This window comes from Wolbachia endosymbiont of Nasonia oneida, from assembly GCF_009012935.1.
In the GTDB taxonomy this organism is placed as follows: Bacteria; Pseudomonadota; Alphaproteobacteria; order Rickettsiales; family Anaplasmataceae; genus Wolbachia; species Wolbachia pipientis.
Map to the genome: position 1 here is coordinate 159,276 of NZ_QESS01000002.1, position 12,950 is coordinate 172,225.

The following is a 12,950-nucleotide window of genomic DNA, read 5'->3' on the forward strand; positions in this document are numbered from 1 at the left end:
CCTGTATAATAATTCTAGAACAGTATTTGAGAGGTTATTATGGTGGCAATTCTAAATATAACAAAAGGCAAAAATAAAGTTATTGTGTCTGGATTAGCTGGAGCTTTATCAGCTTTAATATTTTTAACAGCAATCCACATTGCCGCAAAGATAGCCATTATCGTTTCTGCTGCTGCAGTTACTTACTTATTACTTTCGCTGATTCATAAAATAAGAACTAAAAAAGAACAGCCTGAAATTACTGGTGTTTCAGGAGAGAAAGTTTCAGAAGATGAAGGGTATAGCAGTGTTGATGAAGGTGAAGAAAAAGATACCGCAAAAGAACCAGAAAGAACTGAAACTGAGTTAGAAGAAGAAATAATAAGGAAAAGAGCACAAGAACGCATGGAGAAAGGATCACTTGGTGGTCCTATAAATGCGTTTGGCGAACCAATTCATGTGACTATAGATGCTGAAAATAGTAATCCTGTTGATTATACAAAAACTATGGTAGTGCCTGAGGAAATTATTCTTAGCATGCTAAATGATAAAACTCTTACACAAAATAACTCTAGCTCTATAAAGAATCAGATGAAACCTCTTCCTGAGCACATGGATGTGCCTGGTAATCCACTTCCTGGGCAAGTGTTAAGCAATCTAGAGCTTGAATCTAAAAGCACGCAGAAACTATCTGCTTTAGACTTGCTATTACAGTGCAAAAATGTAGATAATGATGTAAAAAAAATGCTAAAACAGCCAATTACCCAAAAGGGGTTTAACGGATTAGGATTTGATAGATAGTTGTTATATTAACCTCTCCATCTCATATTGAGGATCAGATGCAATGCCGTAGACCCTATTTGGCGGAGCAATTTTGTTCTCTATACCAAAAACCATACCTTCAATTATTGCTGTGAGTACTTTTTCAAGGTCACAATCTGCTCCGGGAACGCGGTGCTCTAGGCGGCATCTTTTGAAATCGTTGCCAAAATAGGGAATTCTTATCGCAACAGTTCTGTTATTTACTCCCCAACTAATCGTAGTTGGAGTGTGAATATCCGGATACTGAAATCTTAAATATGAATCATCATTTGGAGCAAAAAACAACATATGTTTTTTCATCATTGCACATAATCCACCAATACTATGAATCAGATAGTCACTGTACTTTTGCTCATTGATATAAAATAAGTTACCGTTATTTGAATTCACGAGATTAACATGCACATTTAATGCACTGCCTGCTCTATCCAAATAAGGCTTTGCTTTAAAAGAAACATTCCCACCTAGTTTTTGTGCTGTTTCAGTAAGTGATTGTTTTGCTAACTCAAAATGCTTAATTAAATTGTAGGAGTTCGTATAACAACCACTTTTTATCTCATACTGATGTGTAGAATTCTCCTTCTCGCAAGAAAATTCAAGAGATGCTATTTTATTTTTGATGCTATTCAGAAATAAGTATTCTTTTTCTATTCCTTCAATGTAAAACTCTAGTTCAATACCGAATACAGCATAACAACTCAAATTACTTAATATAATCATAAATTTGCTTCAGTAAATCTATATTAGGTTAGCTATATTTATATGAATACTTTACTTATTTGCCAGTAAATTTAACATCTTATTTATACATAATGTATTACTGTTTTTAATAGCATGCTTCTAATCCTCGATACAAGCGACATTTACAAATTTTTCATTTTTTTGAAATAAAAATGATCAATTTTAATGTTTTTATACCCTTTACAACCCATCAAAAAATCACCATAATTTTTAGTATGTATTAAGTAGTATTAGCTTTTCATTTTGCAGTAAGCTATTGATTATCTTATATTTTTCTAATTATTGCTTTTTTCTTGGTGTGGTATATGAACTTAACTAGCCCTAAGGTTTCTACTATGTTTTTTGATCAGATTATTACAGTAACGGATCACAATGTTACTTGGGAAAAAATCCAAAATTGTCTTTATAATCTTTATGGAGAAGCAACATATAATAGCTGGCTGAGTTCACTAAAATTTGTCAGTAGCAGAAATGGGGAAGTTCTTTTATCCGTGTCAACAAGGTTTATAAAAGAGTGGATTACAGTTCATTACATGAAAAAAATATTATCATTATGGCAAAGCGAAGATAAAAGTATACGTTCTATTGATATTCAAGTAATTGAGGAGAGGAATTCAAATTTTAATGTTATACTAAAAAACAGAGAGGAAAGTAATCATAATCTTGGTTCGCCGCTGGATCCAAGGTTCACCTTTGATAATTTTGTAGTGGGAAAGCCAAATGAATTAGCATTTACGGCGGCAAAGCGTGTGGCGGAATCTATAGATCCAATATTAGGCAGCAATCCTTTGTTTCTATATGGTGGAGTGGGACTTGGTAAAACACATCTAATGCATGCTATAGCTTGGCACATAGTCAATTCCCCATCAGCAAAAAGAAAAGTGGTGTATTTATCAGCAGAGAAATTCATGTACCAATATATTACAGCGCTGCGAAGCAAAGATATTATGTTATTTAAAGAGCAATTTAGATCAGTAGATGTATTGATGGTAGATGATGTGCAATTTATCAGTGGTAAAGATAGTACACAAGAAGAATTTTTTCACACTTTCAATGCATTGATAGACCAAAATAAACAATTGGTTATATCAGCTGATAGGTCTCCTAGTGATCTTGATGGAGTGGAAGAAAGAATAAAATCACGACTCGGTTGGGGGTTGGTGGCAGATATTAATGAAACAACTTTTGAATTAAGGCTTGGTATATTGCAGGCAAAAGTGGAGCAGATGAATATGTATGTTCCGAAAGATGTCCTAGAGTTTTTAGCAAGGAACATAAAATCTAATATAAGAGAATTAGAAGGAGCATTAAATAAGGTTACCCATACCTCATTAATTGGAAGAAGTATGACGGTAGAATCAGCTAGTGAAACCCTAATCGATCTTCTTAGGTCAAATCATAGGTCAGTCACAATAGAAGAAATACAAAAGAAAGTAGCTGAATTTTTCAATATAAAGGTTGCAGATATGCAATCCAATAGAAGGCTTCGCAGTCTTGCAAGGCCAAGACAAATAGCTATGTATTTTGCCAAAAAATTTACGCAAAAAAGCCTACCAGATATTGGGAGAAACTTTGGTGGCAGAGACCATGCTACTGTTATACATGCAGTAAAACAAGTAGAAAATTTTATAAAGACCGACTCAAAATTTGCTGATGAAATCAATCGATTAAAAAAAATGTTTAAGTAGCGTTTTTAAAATAGCTAATAACAAATCCTAAAATGAATCGACTATAGTTTTAATCCGTTTAAGTTTAAAATCTTCTGTTAGCTTCGCAGAATACATTTCCTTATTGTGTTGATTATAGAAGGTAAATTCGTGATCATCTAAATTTAGTATTGCAAAGCCAAAGCCAAAAAAGTTTCTAACCTCGTGTGCTAAGTAGTTTTTACCATTTAAATAGTCAAATTCTACATTTTGATAAACAGATTCTTGATCTTGAGCGTGTAATGATGCACCACCGTTTCCAACTATAATTTGGTCTGGAACATTATCCATTAATAAAATCTGGGCTATATGAATGTGGCCAGAAACTATGGTAGTAACATTGCTTGGAAATTTATCTCCAAAAGCTTCGATTTGTGTAAGATTACCATGGCTTTTTAATGTCAAAAATTCTTTTTTTGGAGATCTCCAAAGCGGTTTATGAGTTAAAAACCACATGGGCTTGTCAGAACTATTTTGTATCAATTTATCAAATTGCCTCTCAAAAGCATCAATTGTGCTTTGGGTTGTAAAAATATCCTCACCGGATGAAGAGTCGAAGATAAAAAATTTCATCGGTCCAGCATCTAAGGACCAACTAGAAACGAAGTTTCCACATTTTTCAGACGAAAAGGGGTATGAATCTAGATACCTGAACCATCCTTCATAAGCTCTATCACAACTCTCATGGTTTCCACGAACAAAAAGGAAAGGGGATTGTGATAAAATATCCTTTGCAGGCTCAAACCAATCAGCGTACCAAACTTCTTTATTATATCCATAAATATCGCCACACTTTTTTGTATTTCTACATTTTGTTTGTCTATAATGATAATCACCAACATGGATAATTAAATCTGGTTTATGAAGGGCGATTGAATCTAAATTTTTTTTTAAAGGCCAGCTATCTACCGAATTACATTCCTGCTGAAATAACATATTTATTCTACAGCCCGTGTCACCAATGAAAGCAATTTTATTAACCTTTTTTGGTAATATAGGAACCCGTAGATCCTCAATACTAATGTTTTTGGCACTTGTTTGTACTGTCAGTTCACAAACTGTTTCGTTATGACCACCATTGTTAATTGAGCTGCGATTCAGCATTTCTGTTTCCTCGCCATCAACATAAACAATGGGACACATGTCATTGTCCGTAATTGCGCGTATGCTTAGTTTATTTTCTGGGATAACTTGAGACCATGTGTATAATATTTGTGCATGGACGAAATGAAAGCTAGTTATAAGAGAGAGAGCTAAAAAAATAAAGATATTAGCTATATTCATTTGTATAAAAACCTAAGTTAAAAATTAGTAGTAAGGTTATCTTAAATGATTAAAATTTATAATCACAAAATTCATAATCAAATTATACAAACAATTTCTAAATTATTCTAGTATCAGATTGACACTCTAGATGAAAAATTCTAAAATGATTAAGTAATTTAAAATAATTATATAAAAACTAGAATATAGTGCGGCCGTGGTGGAATTGGTAGACACGCAGCGTTGAGGTCGCTGTGGCTCATAAGGCCTTGGAAGTTCAAGTCTTCTCGGCCGCACCAGTTTTTATCGCTGTTTAATATGGGTAAAAATGTTTATAGGAAATCAGAGTAGCAATAAGGTAGAAAGAGCTATCAGCGAAATCAGGCGCGGTCGGCCAATTGTAATATATGATGAAAGTAATTACCTATTGTTTGCTGCTGCTGAGGCTTTAGAAAGAGATTTATTTAATCAATACAAGCTTACATCAAGTAATGTATATGTTACTTTAACTTCAAGTAAGGTAAAATACATATCTCAGAATAAAGAACATAACAGCAAACGTCTGTTGGTGAATAATTTTGATGAACTGCTCTATTTAATAAACTGTTCAAAGGAAGATTGCATAAAAGAGTTGCAATGCTCAAAGACAATAGATGAATGTGCTATTGCCTTGCTTAAGTTCTCAGAATTATTGCCATACGCGTTAGTGGCTGATATGACTTTTGAGAATAACCATGAAATGCGAAATTGGTGCGAGAAAAATGACGTTATTGCACTGGACACGTCATTCATAAATAATTTTCAAGAAAATCAGGATGTATATGAAGTGTGCAAAACATCATTATTTTTAAAACAGACTCAAGAAGTAAATATCATATCTTATAGAACCGAAAGTGGTGGAAGAGAACATCATGCAATTATCATTGGCAATCCAGATAAAGATGACGAACCATTAGTGAGAATTCATTCTTCGTGCTATACGGGTGACTTGTTAGATAGCTTGTCATGCGATTGCAGAAGTCAGTTACATCAAGCAATTCAAATGATAGCTGACTCTGGAAGTGGTATTATATTGTATTTGATGCAAGATGGAAGAGGCATTGGTTTAACTAATAAGTTAAGAGCGTACAGTATGCAAAGAGGACATAATCTTGATACTGTTGATGCAAATAGAATATTGGGTTTTGAAGATGATGAAAGGAGTTTTGCTGTTGCAGCTAAAATGCTTAAGAAATTGAACATTAACAAAATCCAATTACTTACAAACAATGATAGGAAATTGTCAGAATTGGAAAGTAGTGGTATAGGAGTTACAAAGTGTCTACCACTTATTGTGGAACGTAATAAATATAACGATTCATATATGGAGACAAAGTTTGGTAAATTAGGCCATAGATTAAGAGTTTTTTAGCTTTTTTGCTGTAACTACTTTGTTAATTTGCTATGTTTATTAACATAAGTTAAGATTTTTAGGAATACTAAAATGCTAAGATTTTTTAAGCGAGAAAAAAATACTGAATCCTTAGATAAGGATATAAATTGGAATTCAAACCGCTACAGCACAGTTATTGCTCAAAGGAATATTCTACTTTTATTTGCATTAATATTATTAGCAACGATCTCTATCAGCATATTAGTCATATTTAAAATTAGCACAAGTAGCACTATTGAGCCATTTGTTATAGAAATTGACAAGAAATCAGGAATAGTGCAATTGGTTGATCCTGTCACAGTAAAACAGTATTCTGCAGATGAAGCGCTAAACGATTATTTTATTTCAGAGTATATAAAAGCAAGGGAGGTTTTTGATCCATATCATTATAATTATAACTATTATACAAAGGTGAGGTTGTTTTCCTCACCTAATGTGTATAATGAATTTAGAAATTATGTAGGATCGCAGAATATGGATGATCTTTTTAATTTATATTCAGATACCAAAAGTGAATTTAAAATTCGCTCAATTCAAAAGTTGGGTAACGATGCTCTTCAGGTGAGATTTTTTGTGGAATTTACACGGAAAGATGGAAGTTCTACGAGAAAAAATAAGATAGTTATTATGTCATATAGATATGCATCGCTTGAAATGGATGATCAGCAAAGATATATTAACCCATTAGGATTTCAAGTTATTTCATATAGAGTAGATGATGAATATGTATAGGATATTATTAGTTTTAGCTTTACTTGTAAGTGGCAATTTAAACGCATCCATTAATTATAATGAGCCTATTTCTATAGATAGTAGAATAAAGACTTTTGTGTATAGCCCTAATGAAGTATTTACGGTGGTTTTTAGTCAGGGTTACTATTCTTATATTGAATTTGCGGAAGGAGAAAAAGTTAAAAATATCGCTGTTGGTGATGCATCAAGTTGGAAAATTAATCCTTATGACAATAAATTGCTTATCATGCCATTTGAAGTTAGTAGTCGCACTAACATGATTATTACGACAACTAAAAAAAGAAATTACATTTTTGATTTAATCTCAAGGCCAAACTACGATAAATACCCGGATACTGATGCTAAGAAAGTGGATCACGATTATTCTGCTGAAAAGGATATATCTTACGTAGTACGTTTTTATTATCCTAAAGAAGAAGGTGAATTTGATGTTGATTTAGATGAGGTTTCTTTACCTACTCAAATGCAATATACTACAGACAAGCTAGAAAACATAATACAAGAAAATGATACGAAGTACAATTATACATATATTGATGAAGGTGGTAATGCGGATATAGTTCCGATTGAGTTATTTGATGATGGTTATTTAACCTATTTAAAATTTAGAAATAATAATAAAATACCTCAGATTTTTGTAGAAGGGGAGGATAAACCTTGTAAAAGGCTGTTATTTGATGATTATGTTATAATAAAAGGAGTACATAAAAAGCTATTTATGCGTTATGAAGATGGTGAAGTTGAAATTATAAATAGGTCACTTTAGCTGTGGTACATGCAATATGAATAAAGAAAGGCGTAACAATTCAGAAGATGAATCAGAAATAGAGAATAAGGTAGTAACAGTTGGCTCTAATCAAGGTCATAGGGCATTGATGGTCATTATTTTAGTGCTTCTGGCTGGTGGAGTGTATTATCTCTATTTTAGTCCTTCTCCTAAAGAGGGTTCAGAAGTTATTAAAAAAGAGGAAACAAAACAAAACGTTCAAGAATTGAAAGGAAAGTTGGAACAAGTTCCAGATAATGTAATGGTTCCTGAAAGAATAATAACTGATCCCTTACCACCCTTACCTCCTCTTCCTACACCACTAATCATACCAGAAATAAAACAAATTAGAAAAGAAGAAGTGATGAAAAAAGAAGAAGAGAAACCAAAAGAAACTCCTGTGTCAAATATACCTATTTTGCCAAAGCAAAATTTTCCTTCTAGTAATGTTATGGGTAATTTACCTACCTCATTTCCTACAATAGGGGGTGGCGGTTATCCTAGAGACAGACGTAGTGCACAAATGTTAACAATTTCAGGTGGTAGTGGAGAGAACAAGGCTGCTGATGCTATTTTATCCGACACTTCAGCACAATCGAGCAAAGCTACCAGGGTAGGAAAGCTTGGTTTAATGATTACTCAAGGTAAAATTATTGATGCTGTCCTTGAAACTGCAATAAACTCTGATCTGCAAGGAATGCTGCGTGCTATGGTAAGTAGAGATGTTTATGCAGAAACTGGTGATACAGTTTTAATACCTAAAGGCTCAAGATTGATAGGCAGTTATTCATTTGACTCGAATGTTGCTAAATCTCGTGTAAATATAAACTGGAATAGAGTGATTCTGCCACATGGAATAGATATTGCAATCTCATCACTTGGTACTGACGAGCTTGGTAGAGCAGGGATAGCAGGAATAGTTGATAACAAAATAGTAAGTGCGTTATTCTCTTCAGTGACACTTGCTGGTGTTTCGATTGGTTCTGCTGTTATAGGGCAAAAGGCTTCTAATCTTGTTGATACGCTAACTATCAGAGATGCAGTAAAGTCTATCACTGCAACCGAAATAGATTTTTCTTCTCTCCAACTCATTATTGACCCAGAAAAGAAGATATCTAGTGACAAATGGAAATTAGGCCTTGGGGCTATCGGAAGAATTCGGAGTGCCAAAAGCAGACAAGATTTACTAAAAATAATGAAAGAGGAAATAGCAAAAGCACTAGAAATTGAAGAAGACGAGGTAAATATAAGCCTGGAAATTGTAAATCAACTGTTAGAACAAATTCAAAGAAAAAGCAAGTCTGTTTATGATGAAGCAATCGGGAAATCAATCGAGGATTTTTCTAAAGATATGCGGGATGTAGTGGGCAGATATACAGATAAAAAACCAACTATTTATGTTGATCAAGGCACTGCATTGAAAGTATTTGTTAACCAAGATATAGTATTTCCTCCACAGGCAATATTAAATCAATGAAATGAACTATGCTGCACTTGATACATATTTGGAGCCATTACAAGGCATATTTCAAGAAGAAGGCGTAAATGAAATATCAATAAATAAGCCAAAGGAAGTATGGATTGAAAATCGCGGTGAAATAAGGTGTGAAAAATTAGAAGTATTCGATCTTAACCATTTGAAATCTCTTGGCAGACTGATTGCTCAAGCTACAGAACAAAAACTTAGCGAAGAAGCGCCGTTACTTTCGGCAACATTACCAAATGGTTATCGTATACAGATAGTATTTCCGCCAGCATGTGAACCTGATAAAGTAGTCATGTCGATTCGTAAGCCTTCTAGCATGCAGTTAGCACTCGATGATTACGAAAAAATGGGGGCTTTTTCTGAAACTGTTACAGAAGCAACTGATAATCCAGTTGACCGTCATTTGGATTTATTGTTAAGGCAAAAAAAAATAAAAGAGTTTTTAGAATACGCTGTAATAAGTAAGAAAAATATTATAATTAGTGGTGGAACTTCCACTGGTAAGACTACTTTTACTAATGCTACTTTGCGTGCTATTCCAGCTGAGGAAAGAATTATTACTGTTGAGGATGCAAGGGAAATCGTTTTGAACGATCATCCCAATAAAGTCCATCTAATTGCCTCTAAAGGAGGGCAGGGCAGAGCAAAAGTAACCACTCAAGATTTGATAGAAGCGTGCTTACGTTTAAGGCCAGACAGAATAATAGTTGGTGAGCTCCGTGGAGCGGAAGCTTTTAGTTTTCTCAGGGCGATAAATACTGGTCACCCTGGATCAATATCAACCCTTCATGCAGATAGTCCAACAATGGCCCTTGAGCAAATAAAATTGATGGTTATGCAGGCAAATCTTGGCATTCCTCCAGACCAAATTATACCATACATTAGAAATGTGATTGATATTGTTATTCAGCTAAAAAGAACCGGTGGGGGCAAAAGAAGCATTTCTGAGATATTATTTACTAGATCTGCGAGCGAAAATGCTTAAATTTATACATAAGTTAAGGAAGAGTAGTTTATGAGTAATGGAAATCACCTACGTAATATTCTCATAGGAGGTGTAGTAGCTTTTAGCGTACTTGAGTTTTGCTTCTATCTATCTGGTATATTGTTCTTTCTATTAGTTGACGGTCCGGATGCTGTGGATTTTAAGGCAATTAATCCTAGTTTGACGCCTTTCCCTCAAGCTCTTTGGCCAACAATCTTTGATCATATACAATATTGTTGGCATCATCCAGAGTTATATAGCCGTGAGCTCAAAATCAAATTAATTATATCTTCTGCACTGCCTATCGTTGTTTTAATGATTATTTTGTGGAATTTAAGAGAAAGGATAATTGAGTGGCGACCATTTAAAAAGAAGGAATCACTTCATGGAGATTCGCAGTGGGCATCAGAGAAAGACATACGAAAAGCAGGATTAAGAAGCAAAAAGGGATTATTGCTTGGTAAAGATAAAAGAGGATACTTCATTTCTGATGGGTTTCAGCATGCATTGTTATTTGCACCTACAGGTTCTGGTAAGGGTGTTGGCTTTGTAATTCCTAATTTATTATTTTGGACTGACTCGGTAATTGTACACGACATAAAATTAGAAAACTATGAAATAACAAGTGGTTGGCGAGAACGACAAGGACAAAAAGTATACGTATGGAATCCAGCGCAGCCAGATGGAATAAGTCACTGTTACAATCCATTACAATGGATTAGTGAAAAACCTGGGCAGATGGTTGACGATGTGCAGAAAATAGCTAACCTAATCATGCCTGAACAAGACTTTTGGCAGAATGAAGCAAGAAGCTTATTTGTTGGAGTGGTATTATACTTACTTGCTGCACCAGAGAAAGTTAAATCTTTTGGTGAAGTTGTGCGTACGATGCGTAGTGATGACGTGGTTTATAATCTTGCTGTTGCTCTTGATACAATGGGTAAAATACTACACCCTGTAGCATATATGAATATTGCAGCTTTTTTACAAAAAGCTGATAAAGAAAGGTCAGGTGTTGTATCAACCATGAACTCATCACTTGAATTGTGGGCAAACCCATTGATTGATACTGCAACTGCGTCAAGTGATTTTAATATTCTAGATTTTAAAAAGAAGAAAATTACAGTTTATGTTGGTTTAACTCCTGACAACTTGACTAGGCTCAGGCCTTTAATGCAGGTTTTTTACCAACAGGCAACTGAGTTTTTATGTAGAAAATTGCCATCGGATGACGAGCCTTATGGCGTATTGTTTTTAATGGATGAGTTTCCTACACTTGGAAAAATGGAGCAATTTCAAACAGGTATTGCATATTTTCGTGGTTATCGAGTTAGGTTATTCTTAATTGTTCAAGATACTGAGCAGCTCAAAGGAATATACGAAGAAGCAGGGATGAACTCCTTTTTGTCAAACTCGACTTACAGAATAACTTTTGCAGCCAATAATATTGAAACAGCTAATTTAATATCGCAACTTATAGGAAATAAAACTGTACAACAAGAATCGTTAAACAAACCTAAGTTTTTAGACTTGAATCCTGCTTCAAGGTCGTTACATATCTCTGAAATACAGAGAGCATTGCTATTGCCTCAAGAAGTTATTATGTTGCCACGCGACGATCAGATAATTTTAATAGAGTCGACTTACCCAATTAAATCAAAGAAAATTTTGTACTACAGTGATAGCACCTTCACAAAAAGACTGCTCAAGCAAACTCGTGTGCCTACACAAGAACCATATGACCCAAACAAAGTTCTTTCTGCCGCTGCGAGCAAAGAGAAGGTTAATAACGAGGGGAATAATGCTCTTGAGGGACCTAATTCAGTTGATTATCCTGCTGAAACTAAAACAGAAGATGCAGTATATGATGAATCAGATGAATTTGCAGACGAAGATATTGATGATGAAGATATCGACGATAAGTTTGAAGATGATGACGAGGAAGATGAGGATAGGAGCGATGATGGGTTTGATGACGAAGAAGAGGAGGATGAATTTGAAGATGAGGATAAATTAAAAAATGACGAGAAGTAAGGTTAACTTTGCCTATTTTTAGCTCAGAAAAGTGCAAGTTATGCAAATAATTAGGTTTTTCATATTAAGCCATTTTTAATTAATTAGTATTAGATTAGCTATTTTAACTAGGGGAGTAGTAATGATTAGTAAAAAAACATTAGCGGTTACAGCATTTGCTTTATTGTTGTCACAACAATCTTTTGCAAGTGAAACAGAAGGGTTTTACTTTGGTAGTGGGTATTACGGTCAATATTTAAATAACACAAGCGTACTAAAAACAAGCACTACAGGTATCAAAAATTTGTCTATAAATGACAGGGGTGCTCAGAACACAGAAGGTCAGTCACTAAGTGAGTATAAAGGAGATTATAATCCACCTTTTGCTGCAAATGTGGCATTTGGTTACACAGGAGAATTGGGTAACAACAGCTATAGGGCTGAATTGGAAGGAATGTATTCTTCTGTAAAAGTGGATAATATTGGTTTAACAAGTAGCCAAATAACTGTTTCATATCTAAAGGAGACTCCTAATAAAGAAATTTATCTCTATAGTGCTGCAGTTAGTCATGACCAAATTGAGAACATATCTGTAATGGCAAATGTTTATCATCATTGGAAAAGTGACCGTTTCTCTTTTTCTCCTTACGTTGGTATTGGGATCGGTGCAACAAGAATGACGATGTTTGAAAAACCGTCAATAAGACCCGCAGGTCAATTAAAAGCTGGCTTTGACTATCGCATAAACGAAGATGTAAATATGCATATCGGATATAGAGGTTTTGGTGCTATTGGTAGCGATATTAAGCTTACAGCAAAAAGGTTAGGACAAGTGGTAGACGACCCTAATAATGATAAAAAAAAGAAGCTTAATCCTAGCTCAGGTAGCAAAGTAACTGAGGAAATAAATATAGGTAATCAACTATTTCACACACACGGTATAGAGGCTGGTCTTACTTTCCATTTTGCCAGCAAAGCTTAAACATGTTGCCCTTTAAAAAATG

General features: G+C 34.3%; 11 protein-coding genes and 1 tRNA gene. 10 read left to right on the forward strand and 2 right to left on the reverse strand.

Going from position 1 to position 12,950, the window contains the following annotated elements; all coding sequences use genetic code 11:
• Positions 1-39: 39 nt before the first annotated feature.
• Positions 40-780 (forward strand): hypothetical protein, encoded by a 741-nt coding sequence (locus DEF52_RS01695; RefSeq protein ID WP_151807680.1) that lies wholly within the window; start codon positions 40-42, stop codon positions 778-780.
• Positions 781-783: 3 nt separating this feature from the next.
• On the opposite strand, the gene DEF52_RS01700 is transcribed toward DEF52_RS01695, so the two are convergent.
• The gene (locus tag DEF52_RS01700; protein WP_151807681.1) at positions 784-1,521 is read right to left on the reverse strand and encodes a type I glutamate--ammonia ligase; all 738 of its coding nucleotides are present in this window, start codon (positions 1,519-1,521) and stop codon (positions 784-786) included.
• Positions 1,522-1,847: 326 nt separating this feature from the next.
• On the opposite strand from DEF52_RS01700, the gene dnaA reads away from it, so the two are divergent.
• A complete protein-coding gene (dnaA, locus tag DEF52_RS01705; protein WP_010962298.1) occupies positions 1,848-3,230 on the forward strand; it encodes a chromosomal replication initiator protein DnaA in 1,383 nt (460 codons plus the stop codon).
• A gap of 27 nt (positions 3,231-3,257) precedes the next feature.
• Here dnaA and DEF52_RS01710 read toward each other — a convergent pair whose 3' ends face one another.
• On the reverse strand, positions 3,258-4,532 hold the full coding sequence (locus DEF52_RS01710; protein WP_151807682.1) for a metallophosphoesterase: 1,275 nt from the start codon (positions 4,530-4,532) through the stop codon (positions 3,258-3,260).
• A 190-nt stretch (positions 4,533-4,722) separates the two neighbouring features.
• On the opposite strand from DEF52_RS01710, the gene DEF52_RS01715 reads away from it, so the two are divergent.
• The 8 genes from DEF52_RS01715 to DEF52_RS01750 all read left to right on the forward strand — a co-directional run bounded on the left by DEF52_RS01715 (position 4,723) and on the right by DEF52_RS01750 (position 12,928).
• A tRNA-Leu gene (locus DEF52_RS01715) sits at positions 4,723-4,810 on the forward strand.
• Positions 4,811-4,839: 29 nt separating this feature from the next.
• Positions 4,840-5,922 carry a GTP cyclohydrolase II gene (locus DEF52_RS01720; protein ID WP_010082649.1) on the forward strand — a complete coding sequence of 361 codons (1,083 nt, stop codon included), beginning with the start codon at positions 4,840-4,842 and terminating at the stop codon, positions 5,920-5,922.
• A gap of 72 nt (positions 5,923-5,994) precedes the next feature.
• Positions 5,995-6,675 (forward strand): VirB8 family type IV secretion system protein, encoded by a 681-nt coding sequence (locus DEF52_RS01725; protein ID WP_151807683.1) that lies wholly within the window; start codon positions 5,995-5,997, stop codon positions 6,673-6,675.
• Positions 6,662-7,462, forward strand: a complete 801-nt coding sequence (gene virB9, locus DEF52_RS01730) for a P-type conjugative transfer protein VirB9 (protein ID WP_179951357.1) — start codon at positions 6,662-6,664, stop codon at positions 7,460-7,462. Before DEF52_RS01725 ends, virB9 begins: the two co-directional genes overlap by 14 nt.
• Positions 7,463-7,478: 16 nt before the next feature.
• A complete protein-coding gene (locus DEF52_RS01735; protein WP_151807685.1) occupies positions 7,479-8,939 on the forward strand; it encodes a TraB/TrbI/VirB10 family type IV secretion system protein in 1,461 nt (486 codons plus the stop codon).
• 1 nt (position 8,940) lies between these two features.
• On the forward strand, positions 8,941-9,933 hold the full coding sequence (gene virB11 / locus DEF52_RS01740; protein ID WP_065094644.1) for a P-type DNA transfer ATPase VirB11: 993 nt from the start codon (positions 8,941-8,943) through the stop codon (positions 9,931-9,933).
• A gap of 30 nt (positions 9,934-9,963) precedes the next feature.
• Positions 9,964-11,967 carry a type IV secretory system conjugative DNA transfer family protein gene (locus DEF52_RS01745; protein WP_151807686.1) on the forward strand — a complete coding sequence of 668 codons (2,004 nt, stop codon included), beginning with the start codon at positions 9,964-9,966 and terminating at the stop codon, positions 11,965-11,967.
• Positions 11,968-12,088: 121 nt separating this feature from the next.
• Positions 12,089-12,928 (forward strand): P44/Msp2 family outer membrane protein, encoded by an 840-nt coding sequence (locus DEF52_RS01750; protein WP_151807687.1) that lies wholly within the window; start codon positions 12,089-12,091, stop codon positions 12,926-12,928.
• The last annotated feature ends 22 nt before the right edge of the window (positions 12,929-12,950 follow it).

Bases quoted from the DNA above. Each gene is read 5' to 3' on its own strand.
- DEF52_RS01695 (WP_151807680.1), top strand. From the start codon at position 40: ATGGTGGCAATTCTAAATATAACAAAAGGCAAAAATAAAGTTATTGTG.
- DEF52_RS01700 (WP_151807681.1), bottom strand. From the start codon at position 1,521: ATGATTATATTAAGTAATTTGAGTTGTTATGCTGTATTCGGTATTGAA.
- dnaA (WP_010962298.1), top strand. From the start codon at position 1,848: ATGAACTTAACTAGCCCTAAGGTTTCTACTATGTTTTTTGATCAGATT.
- DEF52_RS01710 (WP_151807682.1), bottom strand. From the start codon at position 4,532: ATGAATATAGCTAATATCTTTATTTTTTTAGCTCTCTCTCTTATAACT.
- DEF52_RS01720 (WP_010082649.1), top strand. From the start codon at position 4,840: ATGTTTATAGGAAATCAGAGTAGCAATAAGGTAGAAAGAGCTATCAGC.
- DEF52_RS01725 (WP_151807683.1), top strand. From the start codon at position 5,995: ATGCTAAGATTTTTTAAGCGAGAAAAAAATACTGAATCCTTAGATAAG.
- virB9 (WP_179951357.1), top strand. From the start codon at position 6,662: ATGAATATGTATAGGATATTATTAGTTTTAGCTTTACTTGTAAGTGGC.
- DEF52_RS01735 (WP_151807685.1), top strand. From the start codon at position 7,479: ATGAATAAAGAAAGGCGTAACAATTCAGAAGATGAATCAGAAATAGAG.
- virB11 (WP_065094644.1), top strand. From the start codon at position 8,941: ATGAACTATGCTGCACTTGATACATATTTGGAGCCATTACAAGGCATA.
- DEF52_RS01745 (WP_151807686.1), top strand. From the start codon at position 9,964: ATGAGTAATGGAAATCACCTACGTAATATTCTCATAGGAGGTGTAGTA.
- DEF52_RS01750 (WP_151807687.1), top strand. From the start codon at position 12,089: ATGATTAGTAAAAAAACATTAGCGGTTACAGCATTTGCTTTATTGTTG.